The sequence below is a fragment of the Bradyrhizobium sp. ARR65 genome (genome assembly GCF_000472385.1).
GTDB lineage: Bacteria > Pseudomonadota > Alphaproteobacteria > Rhizobiales > Xanthobacteraceae > Bradyrhizobium.
In genome coordinates, this window is record NZ_AWZU01000027.1 from 72,329 (window position 1) to 93,735 (window position 21,407).

General features: G+C 60.6%; 21 protein-coding genes. 8 read left to right on the forward strand and 13 right to left on the reverse strand.

Going from position 1 to position 21,407, the window contains the following annotated elements; all coding sequences use genetic code 11:
- Positions 1-364: 364 nt before the first annotated feature.
- The 7 genes from F758_RS0126335 to F758_RS0126370 all read right to left on the reverse strand — a co-directional run bounded on the left by F758_RS0126335 (position 365) and on the right by F758_RS0126370 (position 7,353).
- The gene (locus F758_RS0126335) at positions 365-601 is read right to left on the reverse strand and encodes a DUF6894 family protein (RefSeq protein ID WP_024510681.1); all 237 of its coding nucleotides are present in this window, start codon (positions 599-601) and stop codon (positions 365-367) included.
- Between the two features lie 164 nt (positions 602-765).
- Positions 766-1,005 (reverse strand): hypothetical protein, encoded by a 240-nt coding sequence (locus tag F758_RS0126345; RefSeq protein WP_024510682.1) that lies wholly within the window; start codon positions 1,003-1,005, stop codon positions 766-768.
- Positions 1,006-1,636: 631 nt separating this feature from the next.
- Positions 1,637-3,520, reverse strand: a complete 1,884-nt coding sequence (locus F758_RS0126350; RefSeq protein WP_084305662.1) for a TRAP transporter large permease — start codon at positions 3,518-3,520, stop codon at positions 1,637-1,639.
- Positions 3,521-3,525: 5 nt separating this feature from the next.
- Entirely contained in the window at positions 3,526-4,551 is a 1,026-nt protein-coding gene (locus F758_RS0126355; protein ID WP_024510684.1) for a TRAP transporter substrate-binding protein, read from the reverse strand.
- Positions 4,552-4,733: 182 nt separating this feature from the next.
- On the reverse strand, positions 4,734-5,744 hold the full coding sequence (locus F758_RS0126360) for a transketolase family protein (RefSeq protein WP_024510685.1): 1,011 nt from the start codon (positions 5,742-5,744) through the stop codon (positions 4,734-4,736).
- Entirely contained in the window at positions 5,741-6,580 is an 840-nt protein-coding gene (locus F758_RS0126365) for a transketolase (RefSeq protein WP_024510686.1), read from the reverse strand. Before F758_RS0126365 ends, F758_RS0126360 begins: the two co-directional genes overlap by 4 nt.
- A 23-nt stretch (positions 6,581-6,603) precedes the next feature.
- The gene (locus F758_RS0126370; protein ID WP_024510687.1) at positions 6,604-7,353 is read right to left on the reverse strand and encodes an SDR family NAD(P)-dependent oxidoreductase; all 750 of its coding nucleotides are present in this window, start codon (positions 7,351-7,353) and stop codon (positions 6,604-6,606) included.
- A gap of 110 nt (positions 7,354-7,463) precedes the next feature.
- On the opposite strand from F758_RS0126370, the gene F758_RS44610 reads away from it, so the two are divergent.
- The 7 genes from F758_RS44610 to F758_RS0126405 all read left to right on the forward strand — a co-directional run bounded on the left by F758_RS44610 (position 7,464) and on the right by F758_RS0126405 (position 16,142).
- A complete protein-coding gene (locus F758_RS44610) occupies positions 7,464-8,354 on the forward strand; it encodes a LysR substrate-binding domain-containing protein (RefSeq protein ID WP_035723100.1) in 891 nt (296 codons plus the stop codon).
- Between the two features lie 601 nt (positions 8,355-8,955).
- Complete coding sequence (locus F758_RS0126380; RefSeq protein WP_024510688.1) at positions 8,956-10,926, forward strand: AMP-binding protein; 1,971 nt, start codon at positions 8,956-8,958, stop codon at positions 10,924-10,926.
- A complete protein-coding gene (locus tag F758_RS0126385; protein WP_024510689.1) occupies positions 10,923-11,708 on the forward strand; it encodes an ABC transporter ATP-binding protein in 786 nt (261 codons plus the stop codon). The genes F758_RS0126380 and F758_RS0126385 overlap by 4 nt, the downstream gene beginning before the upstream one ends.
- A 9-nt stretch (positions 11,709-11,717) precedes the next feature.
- The gene (locus F758_RS0126390) at positions 11,718-12,647 is read left to right on the forward strand and encodes a branched-chain amino acid ABC transporter permease (RefSeq protein ID WP_157450166.1); all 930 of its coding nucleotides are present in this window, start codon (positions 11,718-11,720) and stop codon (positions 12,645-12,647) included.
- A 15-nt stretch (positions 12,648-12,662) separates the two neighbouring features.
- The gene (locus tag F758_RS0126395) at positions 12,663-13,790 is read left to right on the forward strand and encodes a branched-chain amino acid ABC transporter permease (RefSeq protein WP_024510691.1); all 1,128 of its coding nucleotides are present in this window, start codon (positions 12,663-12,665) and stop codon (positions 13,788-13,790) included.
- Between the two features lie 108 nt (positions 13,791-13,898).
- Positions 13,899-15,227 carry an ABC transporter substrate-binding protein gene (locus F758_RS0126400; RefSeq protein ID WP_035723103.1) on the forward strand — a complete coding sequence of 443 codons (1,329 nt, stop codon included), beginning with the start codon at positions 13,899-13,901 and terminating at the stop codon, positions 15,225-15,227.
- 72 nt (positions 15,228-15,299) lie between these two features.
- Positions 15,300-16,142, forward strand: a complete 843-nt coding sequence (locus F758_RS0126405) for an ABC transporter ATP-binding protein (RefSeq protein ID WP_024510693.1) — start codon at positions 15,300-15,302, stop codon at positions 16,140-16,142.
- 107 nt (positions 16,143-16,249) lie between these two features.
- Here the strand turns inward: F758_RS0126405 and F758_RS48155 are convergent, their stop codons facing one another.
- The gene (locus F758_RS48155; RefSeq protein WP_024510694.1) at positions 16,250-16,489 is read right to left on the reverse strand and encodes a helix-turn-helix domain-containing protein; all 240 of its coding nucleotides are present in this window, start codon (positions 16,487-16,489) and stop codon (positions 16,250-16,252) included.
- 90 nt (positions 16,490-16,579) lie between these two features.
- Between F758_RS48155 and F758_RS0126415 the strand changes: the two genes are divergently transcribed.
- Positions 16,580-16,975, forward strand: coding sequence for a hypothetical protein (locus F758_RS0126415; RefSeq protein WP_024510695.1), 396 nt, complete (start codon positions 16,580-16,582; stop codon positions 16,973-16,975).
- 15 nt (positions 16,976-16,990) lie between these two features.
- Here F758_RS0126415 and F758_RS0126420 read toward each other — a convergent pair whose 3' ends face one another.
- The 5 genes from F758_RS0126420 to trbL form a co-directional block, all read right to left on the reverse strand.
- Entirely contained in the window at positions 16,991-17,224 is a 234-nt protein-coding gene (locus F758_RS0126420) for a DUF2274 domain-containing protein (RefSeq protein WP_024510696.1), read from the reverse strand.
- 4 nt (positions 17,225-17,228) lie between these two features.
- Positions 17,229-18,422 carry a TraB/TrbI/VirB10 family type IV secretion system protein gene (locus tag F758_RS0126425; RefSeq protein WP_245286597.1) on the reverse strand — a complete coding sequence of 398 codons (1,194 nt, stop codon included), beginning with the start codon at positions 18,420-18,422 and terminating at the stop codon, positions 17,229-17,231.
- An 86-nt stretch (positions 18,423-18,508) separates the two neighbouring features.
- On the reverse strand, positions 18,509-19,534 hold the full coding sequence (trbG, locus tag F758_RS0126430) for a P-type conjugative transfer protein TrbG (protein WP_024510698.1): 1,026 nt from the start codon (positions 19,532-19,534) through the stop codon (positions 18,509-18,511).
- Positions 19,531-20,235, reverse strand: a complete 705-nt coding sequence (gene trbF, locus F758_RS0126435; RefSeq protein WP_024510699.1) for a conjugal transfer protein TrbF — start codon at positions 20,233-20,235, stop codon at positions 19,531-19,533. Before trbF ends, trbG begins: the two co-directional genes overlap by 4 nt.
- 3 nt (positions 20,236-20,238) lie before the next feature.
- Positions 20,239-21,402: a P-type conjugative transfer protein TrbL gene (trbL, locus tag F758_RS0126440; RefSeq protein WP_024510700.1), complete on the reverse strand. Its 1,164-nt coding sequence runs from the start codon at positions 21,400-21,402 to the stop codon at positions 20,239-20,241.
- Positions 21,403-21,407: the final 5 nt, after the last annotated feature.

The following is a 21,407-nucleotide window of genomic DNA, read 5'->3' on the forward strand; positions in this document are numbered from 1 at the left end:
CGCCTAGGCGAAGAGCTCGGTTGGGTCGCCCTTGAGGAAGTCAGGCTGACCAGGACTAGCCCGCTGATCCCGCAGTCGCGCGGCACCTTCCAGCTGCTCCAAAGAGCCGTCGATGACGGGCGCCACCCGCCGGGCCTTCCAGCGGAAGGCGCGGACTTCACAGTCGATCATCGTTGCGCCGATCCACGGGTCTTGTCGTCAGTTGCGCCAATGGCAGCGGCGGCATTCTTCTCGGGTGCCCCGCGGCCGGCCGCCCCCTACTCGCGGACGGCTCAAAGCGCAAGGCCTGCATCATATTCGTGCGCCTGGTGTTCTGCCGCTAATCGACGTCCACAATTGCAAGTTCGATCCCAACCGATGGCTTTTACGTCGCGCGCAGTTTCAGCACGAAGCTAACGCTCGCGTCCAGGATGGGGCCATGATCATCGCGAACTTCAACTGCCATATGATGCTGCGGCCTGCCTCTGACCCAATCGCGGGTGATCTCCGAAAGCGTACTGGTCGCCTCTTGCCGCGCAGACTCGATGTTCGGCAGCACCACGCCTTCATCATCGCTGATGAATTGGCTGCCGTCGCGGATATCAAAATAGTACTTCTTCATCGTGACCTACTCACGAGGCGTGCCATCAAACAGCTTGCAGCTTTCGAATCGATTTTGCTGTCGTCGAGGTGCTGCTGCATGGCCATCTCGATGTGCCCAATGATGAAGTTGAAATCGTGGTCGGTCCGGAAAAAAGAGTTCAAGCGCCTGCTCAGACGTTGCGGCTAGAAGAAACCGGCGCTGATATCGAGACCGTATGTCAAAGCGCAGCCTAACGAAGCAAGCAGACCAAGGACGGAAAAAATAGCAAGGTCCTTGCGTGTTTCAACGTCGATATTGATGCCACTCAGCCTCGAAAGGACCTTTGCCGACGCCGCCATTCCAAGTTCTCTGATGTCCTCGGCGAGGAAGATAAACCGAAGCGCTGCAAAGGGTCTGCAAATAAGATCACGAGTCAATTTCATTACCCCGCAACGATCTCATTTGCAGCTCCAGCTCATCGACAATTTTGCGAAGCAAGCGCAGCACGTGGATTGCTACTGAATCTGGCGACGTGTGGAAAGGACCAACTTTGTACGCAACGTACACATTGTCATTCGGCCGGCAATGTTGCCCCTCTAAGCCGAGGGATCGGTGATTAGCATTTGGGAGCGTCGCAGCGCCTAATCGGCATCCAACCGGATCCTGAGCTGCAAGATAGCTCCGCCACCAGTGATGGGCGCAGGCTTCGCGCCAGCGCAGCCGCGCAGCAGTGCGGCGGAGGTCGGCACAATCCGTGCACGGCGGACCTTCGGGCCAGGCTTCGGCCACAGGGAGCACGTAACCGGTACCGAGCCCGTCAAGCAGGATGCCGCGCCGCCGCCGCCACACCAGCGGCGACGCACGGTCCGCGGCCGCCATATCGGCAATCCAGGCGGCTTTTCCATTGTACGACGCCGCCACGGCGACATCGAAGAGATTCCGATCCGAATGGCAGAACGGCAAACTTATGGCCCTTGCCGACCGAAGTCACCCGCAGCGCCTCCCGCTGCATCTGCCGAAATTCGCTTGACGAGGCGCCTCGGGATTTGTCCCGCGAGGCGTCCGGCCATGTTGTCAAAGGAAGCCGATCGACAGCCAGGGCACGGCGGCAACAATCAGTGTGCCGATCAAGAGTGCGATCATGTAGCCCACGATGGGTTTCATGCCTTCGTCCGGATTGATGCGGCTGATGGCGCAGGCCGCGTAATAGCCGACACCGAACGGGGGCGCGAACAGTCCGATGCCCATGGCGAGAACGACGACCATCGCGTAGTGCACATCGTGCACCCCGACCTGCCGCGCGATCGGGAAGAGAAGCGGACCAAACAGAACGATTGCCGGAATCCCTTCCAGCACGCTGCCCAGGATCACGAAGGTCACGATCGTCACGGCCAGGAAGACTGGGACTCCGCCCGGAAGGGTGGTCATGAACTTGGCCAGAGAGGCAGAAAATCCCGATTGGGTCAGCGCCCAGGCCATGCCTGTCGCCGCGCCGATGATGAGCAGAATCGCCCCTGACAGCGAGGCTGTCTCGACCAGCATCGGATAGATGCGGCGCCAGTCGAACTGGCGGTAGATGAAGAGACCCGCGCAGGCCGAGTACAGGATGCCGATGGTAGAGACCTCCGTTGCCGTTGCGACGCCTTCGACGACAGCGGTCCGGATCACGAATGGCAGCGCGATGGCGGGTATCGCAATGACAAAAGCGCGGCCGATCTGCCGCCCCGTCGCCTGCTTGACGTGAGACAGATCCTCGCGGCGGTATCGCCACCACACCACGGCCGCGAGCATGACGGCAAGCACGACGCCCGGAAGCAAGCCGCCGGTGAACAGGGCCGAGATCGAAACGCCGGTGACCGAGCCGATCGTGATTAGAACCAGTGACGGCGGGATCGTCTCGGTTTGCGCGCCGGTTGCCGCGAGAAGCGCAACCAGATCGCCTGGCTTGGCTCCCCGCTGCCGCATCTCGGGAAACAACACCGGAGCTACCGCAGCCATGTCCGCCGCCTTGGAGCCGGAAATGCCAGAGACCAGATACATCGCCCCGACCAGCACGTAGTGCAATCCGCCGCGCACGTGGCCTAAGAGGCTCGCCAGGAAGCTGACCATGGCGCGCGCCATGCCCGTCATCTCGATCAGAAGGCCGAGAAAGACGAAGAGAGGCACCGCAAGCAGGGTCAGGTGGCTCATGCCCTCATCCATTCGTCCGATCATCACCACGTCGGGCGTGCTGGTTGTCAGGGCGAGATAGCCGACCGTGGCGAGGCCGAACGCGAACGCGATCGGCACGGCCGCGAAGACCATGGCGCCAACCACGACAACGAAGAAAATCAGAAGATTCAGATTGCCGAGCGGCTTCAAGACCGGCGCCAGCAGAACGAACGTCGCGATGATGCCCGCGACGATCGCCAAGGACGCCAGCAGGCTGCGCGGGCTCGCGATGCGGATGAGTCGGAGAACCGCTGCGATCAGCATCAATCCAATCCCGATCGGCAAAGCCGCCGCACGCCAGCTATTGACGATCTCGAGCGCCGGCGTGGTGACGAATGCCTCGTCTGCGGCGAATTCATAGGCGGGCCAGACGACGAGGACGAGAAATGCAAGCGACGCCGCGGCCGCGACGACGTCCAGAAACGCTCGAACCTCAGCACTGAGAACGCCGACGATCGCGGTCATCCGCATGTGCTCGCCGCGCTGGAACGCAATCACGGAACCGAACATGGCGAGCCAGAGGAAGAGAATGCCCGCGAGTTCGTCGGACCAGATGATCGGCGAGCGGAACACGTATCGCCCCACGATGCCGGCAGACAGTACCGCAATCTCCGCCAGCACGAGCAGTGCTGCCGGGACCGCGACGATATGACCAAGCACCGTGTTCGCCGTTATCACCCAACGGCGCCGGCCTGCCTGCGACACGCCGGCCGCCAATCCGGCATCGACACGCGGCGTATGGCTCATGCTGGTCATGATAGCTGGCCCGCCGCTTTTTCGAGCTGGGACCATGCCTCCTCGCCAAACTTGGCTTTCCAGTCGGCGTAGAAGCTGGTTTTAGACAAGGCCTGACGGAAGGCGGCGCGATCGACGTCGATGAATTTGAGACCCTTGGCCGAGAGATCGGTGCGCAGCGACTGGCTGAGCTTTGCGATGTCGGCGCGCTGATCGATGGCCGAGCGGTCAAGCTCGCGTGTCACGATCTCCTGCACGTCCTTGGGCAGGCGCTCGAAGGCGCGCTTGTTGCCAAGGATCCAGTAGCCGTCCCAGACGTGCCCCGTCAGGCTGCACGTGCTCTGCACCTCATAGAGCCGCGCGGTCGCGATGATGGGCAACGGATTCTCCTGGCCATCGACGACCTTGGTCTGCAGAGCGGAATAAACCTCGTTGAAGTTGATCGGCGTCGGCCCGGCGCCGAGCGCCTTGAAGAGCGAAGTGAGCAGCGGCGCGGGCGGAACGCGGATCTGGAAATTCTTCAGATCATCCGGGGTGCGGATCTCGCGGCCGGACGAGGTCACCTGGCGGAACCCGTTGTCCCAGGCCTTCGACACCGCCATGATCGGTGTCTTGGCGATCTGCGCCCGGATGTAGGTGCCGAGGTCGCCGTCCATCGCCTTCCACACGCTGTCGTAATCGGCGAACGCGAAGCCCGTGTTCACGATGCCCGCGCTCGGCACCAGGGTGGCGAGGATCGAGGACGATTGATTAAAGAACTCGACGCCACCGCTGCGAACCTGAGTCAGCAGTTCGGTGTCGGAACCCAGCTGGTTGGCCGGGAACAGCCTGATCTCCAGCCGGCCGCTGGTCGCTTCGCGGATACGGTCGATCGCCTCTTGGGCTCGGACATTCACCGGATGGGTCGGATCCTGCCCGGTGGCGAACTTGTAGACGAACTCGGCGGCTGATGCCGGGCGGGTCAGAATCCCGCAGAGAGGTGCGGCACTGGCCGCCAGCAATAGCGAACGGCGGCTGATGCGTCCGGGTTTCGAGACAGTCATGTTTTTCCTCCTGATCCTGTGTTGACGTTGTGCCGGCTGCATCAGCCTGCACTGGTCTTCCGCTTTTCCGGGCTCCTCGACCGCCCGCATTCGGGCAAGAGGCCATCACTCGCCCGCCGCGACATGCAGCGGGCGCAACTCCTCACTCGGGCTTGGCCTGATTGGCGTTCAGTGCCGGTGCGCTAGAGCCACAGCTTGATCTGCCTTACGACCTCTGCGGTGGAAATGCCGTAGCGGTCGTGCAGCGTCGGAAGTGCGCCGGCGTGAAGAAATTCGTCAGGCAATGCAATCTGGCGGAAAGGCGGATGGACGCCTGAACGCATCAAAAGTGCGGCTATGGCCTCGCCGAGGCCACCGATGGTCGTGTGGTTTTCGGCGACGACGACCAGGCGGCCCGACTTGCCGGCTTCGTGCAGTATCGTCTCGGCATCGAGCGGCTTGATGGTCGGAACGTGGAGCACCGCAGCATCGACGCTGTCGTTTTTAAGGACTTGCACGGCCTCGAGCGCACGCATGGTCATGATGCCGGATGAGATGATCAGGACATCCTTCCCGTCACGGATCACCTTGGCCTTGCCGAGCTCGAACCTGTAATCATATTCGTCCAGCACGACCGGCACCTGACCACGCAGGAGGCGCATGTAGACCGGCCCCTGATGTGCCGCGATCGCGGGCACCAGCTGCTCGATTTCATGGGCATCGCAGGGATCGATGACCGTCATGTTCGGCATCGCGCGAAACAGCGCGAGATCCTCGGCGGCCTGATGGCTCGGACCATAGCCCGAGGTCAGGCCCGGCAATGCGCAGACGATCTTCACATTGCGGTCTTCCTCCGCAATCGTCTGGTGTATGAAGTCGTAAGCGCGCCGCGATGCGAACACCGCGTAGGTGGTCGCGAACGGCATGAAGCCTTCGGCGGCAAGACCTGAGGCCGCGCCGAACAGAAGCTGCTCGGCCATGCCCATCTGGTAATAGCGGTCCGGAAATTCCTTCGCAAAGATGTGCAGGTCGGTGTATTTGCCGAGATCGGCCGTCATGCCGACCACATCGGGGCGGCTGCGCGCGAGCTCGACGAGCGCGTGTCCGAACGGCGCCGGCTTCGTCTTCTGTCCCTCCGCCGCGATCGAGGCGATCATGGCCGAGGTGGTCAGGCGCGGCTTGCCCGGCTGCGGTGCTGATCTGGCGGTCTTCATGCCTGCCTCCCGGCTTCCAGCGCGGCCAGCGCGAGCTGCCATTCGTGCTGCTCGACCCGGATGAAATGGTTCTTCTCGCGCTGCTCCAGGAAAGGAACGCCCTTGCCCATCAGCGTGTCGGCGACGATCATCCGTGGCTTGGGCGCGGGATGAGACTTGGCGACATCGAACGCGGCAACCACGGCATCGAGATCATTGCCGTCAATGCGCTGCACGAACCAGCCGAAAGCGTGAAGCTTCTCGACCAGCGGCTCGAACGCCATGACCTGCGTCGAAGGACCGTCCGCCTGCTGATTGTTGACGTCGACGATTCCGATCAGATTGTCCAGCTTGTAATGGCCCGCCGACTGGATGGCTTCCCAGACCGAGCCTTCATCGAGCTCGCCGTCGGAAAACAACGTGTACACCCGCGCGTCGGATTTCTTACGCTTGAGCCCGAGGCCCATGCCAACGGCGATGCTGAGCCCAAGCCCGAGCGAGCCGCCCGACATTTCCATTCCGGGCGTGTAGGAGGCCATGCCCGACATCGGCAGGCGGCTCTCGTCGCTGCCGTAGGTTTCGAGCTCCTCCTCGGGGACGATCCCCGCCTCGATCAAAGCCGCATAGAGCGCGATCGCGTAGTGCCCGTTTGAGAGGAGGAAGCGGTCGCGTTCCTCCCAGGACGGATCTTCCGGCCGATAGCGCATGGCGTGAAAATAGGCCACGGCGAGAACGTCGGAGATATCCAGCGCCTGCGCGATGTAACCCTGACCCTGGACTTCACCCATGCGCAGCGCGTTGCGGCGAATGTTGTATGCGCGATCCGCCAGCTTTGGCACATTGGTTAGTGTTTCCATCGATTTGGCCCTGTCTCGCTCGCTCAGTGGATAAGCATGCCGCCATTGACATCAATGACCGCACCCGTGACGTAGGCAGATAGATCCGAGGCCAGGAAGGTGTAGATGCCGGCGACGTCTTCAGCCGTGCCGAGACGATTGAGCGGAATACCTTCCAGGATCTTCGCCCTCATCTCGTCGGTCAGCTTGCCTGCGGTGATATCGGTGCCGATCAGGCCGGGCGTGACGCAATTAACGCGGATGCCGTCTGGGCCGAACTCACGGGCCATCGCCTTGGCGAGACCGAGCACTCCAGCCTTGGCCGCCGAATAATGCGGGCCGCCAAAAATTCCGCCGCCACGCTGGGCCGAAACCGACGACATGCAGGCAATCGATCCAGACTTCCGTGCGCGCATATGGGGGATCACAGCCTGGGAGAGGAACAGAACACCCTTCAGATTGACGTCCTGGATGCGATCCCAATCGGCCGCCGAGATCTGTAGGAACTTGACCGGCTGGGTGATGCCGGCATTGTTGATCAGAATATCGACGCCGCCTAAGAATTCGATCACTCGGGCCACCGCCTGCTCGCAGGATGATTTGTCGGCGACGTCGCACTGAAGTCCGATGTGGCATTTTCCAAGGGATACCGCAGCATCCGCCGCAGCGTCGGCGTCGATATCCAGAATGGCGACCCGAGCGCCCTCGGCGGCAAACCGCCGTGCCGTGGCCAGCCCGATGCCGCGCGGCGATGCCGCGCCCGAAATGATGGCCGTCTTACCGCTGAGCAGCATCAGTTCCTCCCGCAAATTGTTTTTCCTTGGCAAGGCTAGAAATGCCCCGCGGACGCACAACAGACAAACGCACAGTTGTCACGGATCGATGAATCTGGTTCACTTATGGAATGCTGTCGAATGTCCCGATATCAGCAATTCGCGCCTTTGAAGCCGCTGCTCGGACGGGATCATTCCGCGATGCGGCGAATGAGCTTCACCTGACGCCGAGTGCCGTCAGTCATGCGATCCGCAAGCTGGAGGACACGCTTCGCACCGTTCTGTTCGAGCGCAGCGCGCGATCGGTGCGGCTCACGCCAGCCGGCGAAAATCTGATGCGGCACACGGGAGCGGCATTCGATCAGCTCCGCCGTGGTCTCGAGGAAGTTGCCGCGCGCGGACCGCAATTGGTGCGCGTGCACTCCGCGCCAAGCTTTGCCGCGCAATGGCTGGCGCCGCGGCTCGCACAGTTTCTCGCCGCTTATCCGAAGCTCGAAGTGCGGCTGGCCGCCAGCACGGACTATGCGCGCTTCAGCAACGACGATTTCGATATCGACATCGTCTACGGTCCGCCGCGCGCGGAGGGCGTCGAAATTGTCCCTCTGCCGGAGGAGACAGTCACTCCGCTCTGCTCCCCTGCGCTCGCAAAATCGATACGGAAGCCTACCGATCTCCTCGATCAGACGCTAATCCGCTCCGATGTGAAGCAGGTGCAGTGGCATCAATGGTTCACCGCCAACGGATTGGAAGCCCCTGCACTCCACGGCATGAGGTTCGATCGCAGCTTTCTGGCAATCGCAACGGCTGCGGAGGGATTGGGAGTGGCGTTGGAATCAACGCTTCTGGCCGAACGCGAACTGGGAAGCGGGCGATTAGTAGCGCCGCTGACAGGACGCGCCAACGATATCCGCTACGTCGGCCATCGGCTGATTTACCCGCGCGCCAGCCGACAGAGATCTGCGGTACGAGCCTTTGCAGACTGGCTCGTGGCGCAGCTTGAGGATCAAAACACGCGCTCCTGAGAGTGACCACATCGTTGGTCCCGCCTCTCGGCTTACTTCGCAAGCTGGTCCGCACAGTCTCAGGATCGCAAGCTTGAGCGTGGAACCATCGGTTCTCGCACACAGCAGTTGCCCGATTTACTTGACAAGAACTTCGCTTGCAGTTGGACGTCGAAAACGTCCAACTGAAAAGTCCGTTCTGATGCTCAATCGCTGCAAGCAATTGATTTTATTTGGTGGGCGCACCAGGGCTCGAACCTGGGACCCGCTGATTAAGAGGCATGCGATTTACTTGGAAGATCAATGTATGTTCCGACAAGAAGCTCGTCAAACCTGCGTTGAACTCGCAATGTCGGAATGCAGCGCAGCTTCAATATCGCAGCGCAACATAAATCTGGATACTCGAGTTTAGTCGTCAATACCGCAATCGGTGATCGGCAGGCGGGCCCTTGAATGACCCACCGCGCGGACGGCCACGGTCCGGCAAACCGGGACTTGTCGGACTATCGATCCGTTGTAATGTTGGAACATGCGGCGTTCGCATGGCTGCTTCCCGGAAAGGGCGCGGCGTCACCATAAGCAGGCGTGAACCAACGCGCCGGTTTTTGGGATCGAGAGCGACATGGCCGGTGGCGGATCGTTTGATACGTTCCCCAAATTGCTTCTGCGCAATGCAACGCAGTTCGGCACGCGTCCGGCGTTTCGGCACAAGGATCTTGGCATCTGGCAGACGTGGACCTGGGCCCGGGTCGCTGCGATCGTTCGGGCTTACGCCGCGGGCTTGCATCGACTTGGACTGCAGCCAGGAGAGAAGATCGCGGTAGTAGGTTCCAATCGACCGAAGCTCTACTGGACCCTCATGGCAGCGCAGGCGCTGCGAGCGATTCCGGTCCCGGTTTACTCGGATGCAGTGGCTGACGAGCTTGCCTTTGTTCTCGCTCACGCCGAAGCAAGGTTTGTTGCAGCACAGGATCAGGAGCAAGTCGACAAAATCTTGTCTGTATCCGACCGAGTGCCGCACCTTCAAAAGATTGTCTATGACGAGACGCGCGGCCTTGATGGCTACGACGACGGCCGGCTGATCGCAATCGACGATGTCATCGAAGATGGTCGCGCAGCGCTGACGGCAGATCCGGCGCTCGGTGGACAGATGGATGAATTCGTCCGGCAGGGTGATGGTTCTGACATCGCGGTCATCCTCTACACCTCGGGAACGACTGGCGCGTCGAAGGGCGTCGTGCTGTCGACGCGAGGCTGCATTGATGCCGCGACGGATACCACCAGGTTCGACAGACTGGCCGACCACGACGTGGTATTCGCTTATCTGCCACTGGCCTGGGTGGGCGATCATTACCTCAACTATGTGCAAGGCCTTGTCGCCGGCTTCTGCACGGCGTGTCCCGAGAGCAGTGAAACGATCGAACAGGACCGGCGTGAGATCGGACCGACCTTCTATTTCGCACCGCCGCGTGGTTTTGAGGCCATGCTGACGCGCCTGATGATCCGCATGGAGGACGCTGCGCCGGTCAAGCGGCGAATGTTCAACTACTTTCTCGACGTGGCACGCCGGTATGGCGAGCAGGTGTTGACCGGAAAACCGGTGCCGCTGCGGGGCCGGTTGCTCTATGCGCTCGGGCGCTTGCTGGTCTACGAGCCTCTCAAGAACGTTCTCGGCCTGTCCCGGGTGCGCGTCGCGTACACTGCAGGCGAGGCCATCGGTCCGGATCTGTTCGCGTTCTACCGCTCGATCGGACTAAATCTGAAGCAGCTCTACGGCCAGACCGAAGCGTTCCTGTACGTGACGTGCCAGCCAGATGGCGAGATCTACCCCGATACGGTTGGTCCGGCGGCGCCGAACGTCGACATCCGCATCGCGGAATCGGGCGAAGTGCAGTTTCGCTCGCCTGGCATGTTCATGGGATATTTCAAGGACCCGGCAAAGACCGCGGAAACCATGACATCCGACGGTTATGTCAAGACCGGGGATGCGGGCTTTTTTGACGAGAAGACCGGCCATCTAAAGATCATCGATCGCGCGAAGGACGTCGGTTGGCTGGCTGACGGCACGATGATTGCGCCGAAGTACCTTGAGAACAAACTGAAGTTCTTTCCCAATATCAAGGAAGCAATCACTTTCGGCGACTCAAGAGAGTTCGTTTGCGCCATGATCAACATCGACCCGGTCGCTGTCGCGAATTGGGCGGAGCGAAACAATATCGCCTATGGCTCCTATCAGGAGCTTGCCGGGCATCCGCTGGTCTACAACATGGTGGCGGAAGATGTTGCGAGGGTGAACCACTCTCTCGTCAAGGAAAAGGCGCTGGCGGGCGCTCAAATTCGCCGCTTCCTCATTTTGCACAAGGAGCTTGACGCAGATGACGGCGAATTGACCCGCACGCAGAAGGTGCGCCGCCGGTTCATTGCTGAACGCTATGCGCCACTGCTCGCGGCACTCTACGACGGCTCGCATGAGGCCGACATTTCCACTGAAGTCACTTTTGAGGATGGCCGCAAGGGCACGATCGCGGCTCGGATCAAGATCCGCGACATGCACGCCGCTGGTTCGGCGGACCCCTTAGGGAAGGCAGCATGAGAGCGCCGGACACAAACGAGATCTTGCTCCAGGTCGAGGGCGTAGCGCTGGCCTTCGGCGGCGTCAGGGCGCTGAGGGACGTTTCGTTCAACGTGAGAAAAGGCGAAATTCGAGCCATCATCGGCCCCAACGGCGCCGGCAAGACCTCGATGCTCAATGTCATCAACGGTTTCTATCACCCTGATCATGGCACCATCACCTTCAAGGGGCGCACCCGGGCCAGGATGCAGCCTTTCGAGGCCGCCCGCGGCGGTATCGGGCGCACCTTTCAGAACGTCGCCCTGTTCAAGGGAATGAGCGCGCTCGACAACATCATGGCTGGTCGAAGCTTGAAGGTGCGCCGGGGCTTGTTGTGGCAGATGCTGCGTTACGGCCCTGCTCTGGCAGAGGAGATCGGGCATCGGCACCGGGTCGAGGAGATTATCGACTTCCTGGAGATCGAGTCGATCCGCAAGGTGCCTGTCGGGCGCTTGCCATACGGCTTGCAGAAACGCGTCGAACTTGGTCGTGCTCTCGCGATGGAGCCCGACCTTCTTCTCCTCGACGAGCCCATGGCAGGCATGAATCTCGAGGAGAAGGAGGACATGTCGCGGTTCATCATCGATGTGAACAGCCATTACGGCACGACAATTGCGCTGATCGAGCACGACATGGCTGTGGTCATGGATCTCTCGGATCGAGTGGCGGTGCTCGATTACGGCGTCAAGATCGCCGACGGCACGCCCGACGAGGTGAAGAAAAGCCAGGCCGTCATCGAGGCCTATCTTGGCGTTGCACACTGAGGAGCGTTCGTGGTCGCATTGGGCCAGTTTCTGGAGATCTTGATCGGCGGATTGATGTCCGGCGTGCTCTATTCGCTGGTCGCGCTCGGCTTCGTGCTGATCTTCAAGGCATCTGGCGTGTTCAATTACGCCCAGGGCGCAATGGTATTGCTCGCTGGGCTGGCGCTGGTTCGCGCTCTCGATCTGCTGATTGCCAACGGCTTTCCACTGTGGGCCGCGATCGTACTGGGTATCGGTTTTGCCGCCGTTATCATGGCGGCGACCGCCTGGCTGATCGAGCGGCTTGTGATCGGACCCCTCGTCAACCAGGACGCCCTCACGCTGTTCATGTCGACGATCGGCGTGACATTCGTCATCGAGGGCGTGGCGGAGATGATCTTCGGGTCGGATGTCTACCCATTGCGGCTGTTCCCGACGGACGCCTGGTTTGTGTTTGAGGACCTCTTCCCCGGTGGAATTCTGATCAACAAGCTGGATCTCTGGGGTGCGTTGATCGCGGGCATCCTCGTCGCCGGACTTGCGATCTTCTTTCAACGTACCAGGACCGGTCGCGCACTCAGGGCTGTGGCCGACGACCATTTGGCAGCCCACTCGGTCGGGATTCCAATCAGTTGGATTTGGTTCGTGGTCTGGCTTGCCGCCGGTCTCGTTGCGCTGGTCGCGGCGACCGTGTGGGGTACCAAGCTTGGTGTGCAGTTCTCCATCACCTTTCTCGCACTGAAGGCCCTTCCGGTTCTGATCATCGGGGGCCTCACCTCCATTCCGGGGGCCATTGTCGGCGGGCTCATCGTTGGGGCGGGTGAGAAGATCGCAGAGGTTTACCTGGGGCCGTCCATCGGCGGCGGTATCGAATATTGGTTTGCCTATGTGCTGGCGTTGGCGCTGCTGCTCGTGCGGCCGCAGGGTCTGTTCGGCGAGCGGATCATCGAACGCATCTGAGACGAGGATTTCGTTGTGCTTTATCGCGAGGCTGGCCAGTTCAAGACGACTTACGCGGAGGACATGGCGATCTTCCCTGTTCGTCAGGACCGTATTGTGCTCGCTGTCTTGCTCGGTATCGCCTTCATCGGCGTGCCGGTGTTGGCCACTTTCCATATCTGGCCGTTCCGCAGCGAGTATCTGTTGTGGGCCATCCTGCTGCCCTTCCTTATCCTGGCGCTCGCCGCCATCGGGACCAACATTCTCGTCGGTTATTGCGGCCAGATCTCGCTCGGCAGCGGCGCGTTCATGGCCATCGGCGCCTATTCCGCCTACAAGCTAGCGACAGGCGTTCACATCCCGCTCGGCTTTCTCGGCTTCGCGATCTCGATCCCGCCATTGCCGGTGCTGGCATCCATTCTGCTTGGCGGGCTGATGGCGGCTTGTGTCGGAATCCTGTTCGGCATTCCCAGTCTGCGGATCAAGGGCCTCTATCTGGCGGTTGCAACGCTCGCCGCGCAGTTCTTCTTCGATTGGGTATTCCTGCGCATCCCGTGGTTCACCAATTACGCCCCGTCGGGATCGGTGAATGCGCCGGTACTGGATTTCTTCGGCCTGGTCGTTCGCACGCCGGTGGAGCGCTACCTGCTCTGCCTGCTTTTCGTGGTTGTCATCGCGGTGTTGGCGAAGAACCTCATTCGCAGCAATCTTGGCAGACAGTGGATGGCGATCCGCGACATGGATATCGCCGCCGAACTGATCGGTATCCGGCCGCTCTATGCAAAGCTCACGGCTTTCGCGGTCTCTTCATTCATCGTTGGCGTTGCGGGCGCACTCTGGGCGTTCGTCTACCTCGGTTCATGGGAGCCGCTTGCGTTCTCGATCGACCGTTCGCTGGAGCTTCTATTCATGGTCATCATCGGCGGGCTCGGATCGATCATGGGTTCATTCGTCGGGGCGGCTTTCATCCTGATCGTGCCGATCCTGCTGAACCTCGTTCCAACCGAGCTCGGCGTGCCATTGTCGACCGAAACGATCACTCACTTCGAATTCATCATCTTCGGATCGTTGATCTGCTATCTTCTGATCAAGGAGCCCCATGGGTTCGCCCGGCTGATATCGATCGGCAAGGAGAAGCTCAGACTTTGGCCGTTTCCTTATTGAAGCAGCGGTCGCGCCTGCATCGCGACGCGGATAGCGGCCGCAGGTAGAGGAGGAAGGACAACGAAGCCCCGGACGCAAAAAGAGGGGCTCAAACAGGAGGATATCAGCATGGCAGCTATTGCACGCAATGTATTGATACTGGCGGCGGCCGTCCTGTCGGGCGCGCCGTTTGCCGCACCGGCCGCAGCGCAAAACGAGCAGTTCGTCCCGATACTGTCCTACCGGACAGGACCGTACGCCGTGAACGGCGCACCCTATGCAAACGGCGTTGCCGACTACTACAACCTGGTCAACGAGCGCGACGATGGCATCAACGGCGTCAAGCTTCTGGTCGAAGAATGCGAGACCAGTTACGCCACCGACAAGGGCGTCGAGTGCTATGAGCGCCTCAAGGGCAAGGGGCCGACCGGCGCGGCCTTCATCAATCCGCTGTCGACCGGCATCACCTTCGCCCTCACCGAAAAAACGCAAACGGACAAGATCCCGATCATCACGATGGGGTACGGCCGTGCCGACTCAAAGAACGGCGCGGTGTTCGCGTACAACTTCCCATTGCTCGGCACCTATTGGTCCGCGGCCGATATCGCAATCCAGCACGTCGCCAACGAGCTTGGCGGGTTCGACAAGCTCAAGGGCCAGAAGATTTCGCTGTTGTATCACGACAGCCCGTACGGCAAGGAGCCGATCCCCATGCTTCACGTGCTGGCAAAGAAGTACGGCTTTGAGTTTACCCCGATCCCGGTCACGCACCCCGGTGTCGAACAGAAGTCGCAATGGCTGGCGATCCGCCAGAACCGGCCGGACTATGTCCTGGTCTGGGGCTGGGGCGTCATGAACAGCACGGCAGTCAAGGAAGCGGCGGCGGTCGCCTATCCGCGCGAGAAGATGATCGGCGTCTGGTGGTCGGGTGCAGAGCCGGATGTCACCCCCGCAGGCGATCAGGCCACAGGCTACAAGTCGCTGATGCTTCAGCATGGCGCTGGTAAGTTTCCCGTGCATGCCGACATAGCGAAATACGTCTACGCCAAGGGTAAAGGTTCAACAGAACCTGGCAAGGTCGGCGAGGTTCTCTACAACCGCGGGATAGTCAATGCCATGCTCGGCGTGGAGGCGATCCGCAAGGCGCAGGAGAAGTTCGGCCAGAAGCCGCTCACCGGCGAACAGGTCCGGTGGGGCCTTGAGAACCTCAATCTCTCCGATGCACGCATCAAGGAGCTCGGCTTCGAGGGAATGTTGAAGCCGATCAGGATCTCGTGCTCCGACCACGAGGGCACGCGCGATGGGCGCGTACAACAGTGGGATGGCAAGGCCTGGAAGGTGATCTCCGACTGGTACACGGCTGACGAATCGCTCATCGACCCGCTCGTCGCCGACGTTTCCACGAAATATGCGGCCGATAAGAAGATCCAGCCGCGCGATTGCACGAAAGAGAGCTGAGTACCTGTAAGCGATCCGGGAGCTGGTTTACCGGCTCCCGAATCCGGCCACCCCGTTTGGAGAGGTCTGCGCGTGTCGATACCCAAAGTCGTCGCCACGGCGACGGAAGCGCCAGCTTTGGTTCTGTCGGTCAACAATATCGAGGTTGTCTACGATCACGTCATCCTCGTGCTAAAAGGCGTATCGCTGGAGGTCTCGCGGGGCGCGATTGTCGCACTTCTCGGCGCCAACGGTGCCGGCAAGACCACGACCCTGAAGGCGATCTCGAATCTGCTGCATGCAGAGCGCGGCGAAGTCACCAAGGGGTCGATTCTGTTCGACGGAATCGAGGTGAAGTCCCTCTCGCCAAACGATCTGGTGCAGCGCGGTTGCATTCAGGTGATGGAGGGGCGACGTGCCTTCCCTCACCTCACGATCGAAGAGAATCTCCTGACTGGCGCCTTCACGCGCAGGGACGGCAGGTCAGCAATCGCGCAAGACCTTGAGCGGGTCTATGCTTATTTCCCCCGCCTCGGAGAGCGACGTGGTTCCACCGCCGGTTATACGTCAGGCGGGGAACAGCAGATGTGCGTGATCGGACGCGCGCTGATGTCGCGCCCGAAGATGATCCTGCTCGACGAACCGTCGATGGGCCTTGCGCCGCAGATCGTGGAGGAGATCTTCGAGATCGTGAAGGATCTCAACGTCAAGGAAGATGTTTCCTTTCTTCTCGCCGAGCAGAACACCAATATGGCGCTCAAATACGCGAGTCACGGCTATATCCTCGAAAATGGCCGCGTGGTGATGGACGGCGAGGCGCGGGCGCTCGCAGCAAATGAGGACGTCAAGGAGTTCTACCTTGGCGTTGCCGGTGACCGACGAAAATCATTTCGCGACGTGAAGCACTACAAGCGTCGCAAGCGCTGGCTCGGATGACGCGCCGTGCAAACGGCGACCGCCTGTCGGAATGGCCGCTGCGAGAGGTCCCTAAGCTATTGAAAAGCTTGGTGGGCGCACCAGGGCTCGAACCTGGGACCCGCTGATTAAGAGTCAGCGGCTCCGCCAGGCCGCCGTCGTCGACGACGAAACAGCTCCTCCGGGTCGACATCCAAAGCCTTGGCTAAGCGTTCAAGTACCAAAAGAGAGGGATTTCTCTTCCCAGTCTCGACACCACTTAAATAGGTCTGATGGATCTTGGACCTATGAGCCAGCTCTTCTTGGCTGAGTTTTCTTGCTCGGCGCAATCCTTGGATATTTAGGCCGACTCGGTCCCGCAAACACATGCAGGGAAACCAAAGGAAACTGCGCGGTCAGCCCATAGACTATAAGTCATAAAACGCGTAGCTTTCGCGGTCCCTAAAAATGAGGTTCTGATGCCGCCAGATACGATAGAGCTGCGCCTCGGTCCGTTCGTCGAAAGCGGCCGATCGATTACGAATGTAGGTTATCGAGACGTACTGACGGGCCAGATTGTGTCGTCGGTTGAGATTCCGTCAGAGCTAATCGAACGCGCGGTTCTCAATGCCGTTTCGGTGGAAATCGGTTTTTCAGCAGACGGACAGATTTCATCGGCTGCAAATGGCAGCGCGTCATGTTCTTCGAAGAAGATGATCCACATCGATGAACTAGTCGAAACGTTCTTGGCCAGCGATAATCTTCACATGGAAGAGGTGACTGTATGGGATTTGAAAAGACTACTCGAGAAGCTCGAGAAAGCAGCTCGGGCAGTGAAGCAGTCGATCACATCGCTCGAGCAGGTCTCGAATTGAGCGATCAAGCGCAGGTCAGGACGAAGAGGCTTTTGGCTCGTCGCGCGTGACTTTCCTGTTTTTCCTGAAATCTGCATCGCCGTCCAGAAATGCATCAAGCATAAACGGTATCAGCTCGGCCACCTCCTCCCGGCTGCCATAAGTCTCCGCATAAAAATCCGCATACTCGCGCAGCCGCTTCGCAAGGCTCGGCGCTAGGACAATGTTCATCTTGACCGGTGTCCGCTCGGGTAGCTTCGCAAGCTTCATGCCATCACCTGCCCTTCGCCGCCGTTTGGACCTCTTGGTATGCCTTCAGCGCGAGATCCTTTGAAACAATTACCCGCAACGGCCATCCCGGCCGCACCGTAATCGTCGGCTGAACATCGAGCTCTCGCTCCACAACACGCTGGCCCGCGCGATTTGTCGTCTGCTCAGTGCTTTCACGCAGTGCCTTGATGAGATCGCTCTCGTCATTGCCGATCGAGAGCTGGGACCCCACCCCAATCAGTGTCGCCAGGGCCACGCCCTTGAGCAGCTGCCAGGTGTGGAAATCAACCTCGTCCTCGAGTCCGGCATAGCCGGACACATCGGTTGCCGGAAGGTTCTCGATCACGATCGAATTACCGTTCGGCAAAATGAGCCGTGACCACACCACCAGCGCGCGTTTCTGGCCAAACGCGACGACGCTATCGTATTTTCCCACGAGCCGCGTCCCCTGCGGAACTAGCAGATGCTCGCCTGTCACCGTGTCGTACACGTTCTCGGTGACCTGAGCGATCGTCGCGCCCGGCAAGTCCGAATTCAAACCGGTGATAAGGCTAGCCGGAATGATGGATCCCGCCATCACGGCGTAGGTAGAGAGTGGCGGCGCAAGGGCATGAGGATTGGTCGTCTCGGTATCGGCCTTCGCGTTCACAAAGGCAAGCTTGCGCGCCTGAGATGAGGGAATGATTTCGCTGGACCGGTCGATCAAGCCTTGTGCAGCCTTTGCCAGCTCGGCAGCGGAGGGCGTCGGCCCGACGCTAGGTGGACGGAACGCAGACGGAGGACTCGCCGGCAGAGCAGTCGCGCTTGCCTGCTTACTCTTTTCCGGCTTCTCCGACAGCCGAACAAATAGCCCCGACTCCTTGGCTTGTTGGGCGATACGCATCTGGCGGACGCGCTCGGCTCTTTCGGCATCCTCTTCCGGATTGGTGCCAAAGCCCCCCGCGGGAGACACACCGGACTTCTTTTCGTTTTCGGCAAAGGCTCGCCCGATATCGCCGGGTGATGGCGAGCCAAGCCGCGGAATTGAGGGTGGCAGCTCGGCATAGGACTTCGGCAGCTTGTCTAAGCCGTCGGCGGTCTGCTTCCGGTCGGTGTTGTAGAGCTCGGTGTGCTCCGTTCCTTTGAATACCCTCGGGGGGCGAAGCGCAACGATCGTCGCACCGGCGATCAACAGCGCGGCTACCGCGCAGCCGACCATCAGAGCCCGCCTGTTGAGACGCCGAATTGGCCTCGGCCGCGCCCGCAATTCCAACGGCTCCAGAGGGTCCTGGTCCGGCCGGTTCGTCACGAGGCGCTCCCGGCGCTGAAAGTCTGCGAGACCGGTCGGGCGTCAATGCGGATGATCCGCACGATACGCTGCGGGTTTTCGCCTAGGCGAAGTTCGGCGGCGGCGAACATCCGATCCACGATGTAGTAGGATCCCCGTACCCGGTAGTTCACCAGGTTGGGGCGGCCATCTGCGCCTGCGACAAACAAGGGTGGTGCCTCGCCTTGTGATAGCCCCGAGGGCATCTGGATGTAGACCTTGCGGCCGTCATCGAAGGCACGGAGCGGACGCCAGGGCGGGTCATCGCCCTCGATGCGATAGCGGAAGTTCAAGTTGTCGAGCCGAACCCCACGGTCAGCGACGCGCTGCTCATTTTCCTGAGCCGCGGCATTCTGCTTGTGAAGCGCAACGAGCGTATCGGTCGGATACGTCCACGAAATCGAGGCCATGTAGGTCTGCTTGGTAGAGACGAGCTCGAGGTGATAGGTACGCCGGTCGGTCAAAATGACGAGGTTTGTCTGGATGTCCGGCAGCGTCGGCTTGATCAGGATATGAACGCGCCGACTGCTTCCCTCTCCGCTCGCGCTGTCGCCTACGACCCAGCGGACGGTATCCCCCGTGGAGATGTCGATCAGTTCCTCAGCCGCTTGAAGCGCGATGGTCGACACCTTTTCGGGGCTCGCGTAGAGCCGATAGAGCGCTCCTTCCGTCCAGGGATAGACCTGGATCGCGTTGATGTATCCGGCACGGGTCGGCTCCATCCGCGCCGCTTTGTTGGCTTTCGAAATCGCTTGCTCGGGCGGAATCTTCTCTCCCTTAGCACCCTTTGTGGGATACGGCTTCAGCTGACCTGGCAACGGCAGGACCTTTGGCGTTTCGACGACTTGAACCTCCTTTGGCGGGTCGGTCTCGGGAATTGCCCGCTCAAAAGTCATGTCGTCATAAGGCGCTTCCAAATTGAGCTTGGTCGCGCATCCACAGAGCAGGAGCGACAAGGCAACCACGCTGGTCGACGCGAGTTTGGTGCGGGCAGCAGAGTTCATTTGGGATCTCCGATAAGGTCGCGTGACCAGTTGATGGAATGAACGTAAAGGCCGAGAGGATTCTTGCGCAGCGTCTCGGCATCCTTTGGCTGCTTGAGGAGCGTGGTGACGAGCCCGGTGTAGCTCTCCGTCTTCGCCATCGATCCATTCTCGTAGGTGTTTTCCTTCCAGCGGATCTCGAAGCTGTCGCCGGACGCGCGCACCACGGAGGTGACTTCGACCGTCACCGTCCTTGAGCCGATCTTCGTGAACGGATCAGCTTCGCGCGCATAATCGTTCAAGACCTGCGCGCCGCGGTCGGTCACGAAGTCGTAGGCGCGCAGCCAATTCGTCCGTACGATGACAGGATCAATGGACAGGGATCGGACGTCCTCGATAAGCCGGGCAAGAAAATGCGCGATCTGCGCGTCTGAGGGCTGGTAGGCTTCGAGCGCGGGGCCGACCGCGCGGACCTCACCAAGCCGGTCGACCTCGACCACGTATGGCACGACACCTGAGCGGCCGATTTGGGTGAGGATCGTCACCCCAAGCACACCGGACAGGCCGATGGCTGCCAGAGCCGCTAAGCGCCAGTTGCCCGCCTGAACCCGCGCAGAGCCGAGCCGCTCATCCCAGACTTGGGCCGCCTTCTGGTAGGGTGTAACCGGTTCTGGTGTCTCGCCGTATCGAACGGAAACGCGCTGAAAGGGATGGGCTGCCATTTGTCAGTCCTCCCCCAACTTTGGACCCGATGAATGTCCGCCCTTGTCCCCATCCTTCAGGGTATGCGCGGCCACCTGCGCTGCTTCTCTCGCGCGTCCTTGAGCCGACGGCGAGACTGGGCGAGCCGCATTTGAGGCAGCCGCCCCCCTCGCCGCGCTGCCACCGCCCGAATTCGCGAGCTGCTCAGCAGCCACGGCTCGGGCTGAGGCGCCACCAACCGAAGACGCGCCAGTAAGCGATGCCGCAGATCGAACAGCGGCGATTGACCCGCCTGCCGCAGCGCGCAAGCCACCGAGGGCGGCCGCTCCACCGCCGATCACGACCGCCGCCGCACCCGCTACCGTTCCGGCGGCTGCTCCCGCTCCAAGCTGAGGTGCACCCGACACCAACCCTGCCGCGATTCCGGGTGCGAAGATGCCGAGCCCAAAGAGGGACAGAGCCGCCAGCAACAGGCTCATGGCGGATGCGATATCGATCGGGTGTGTCAGTGTGCCCGCAAGCTGACCGAAAACGGTCGATCCAATACCGATGATGATTGCAAGCACCATGACCTTCACGCCGGATGCGACGACGTTGCCGAGCGTCTTTTCCGCCAGGAAGGCGGTCTTGCCCCAGAGCGCGAACGGCACCAGGATGAAGCTTGCAAGCGTGGTAAGCTTGAACTCAATTAGCGTAACAAAGAGCTGCACCGACAGGACAAAGAACGCGAGCACGATCAGGATCCAGCAAAACAGCAGGATGAGGATCGTCGGCAGATTGGTGAGGACGTCAAAGCCGGAGAATTGGCTGGTCTCCTCCAGAAGAGGATGGGCAGCCGTGAATCCGGCAGAAGCAATAAATCCCGGCCGCGCCAAATCGGCCGCGCTCAGTGTCCCGCCCGAGGCCTTCAGGCCGATGCTGGAAAAGGAAGCAAAGATGATAGCGGCAAGGCTCTTGAAGTTGCCGATAATGAACGCGAAGGCACCCACATAGAGCACTTTCTTGGCAAGCGTGACCAAGATCTGATCATCGGCCCGCACGCTCCAGGCAAGTCCGGCGAGCGTCAGGTCGATGCCGACCAAGGTTGAACTCAAGAATGAGACGTCCCCTGACAGAAGGCCAAAGCCCGAGTCGATGTAGTGCGAGAAGGTCTCGGTAAAGCGGTCAATCACGGAGAGATCAGCCATGGCGC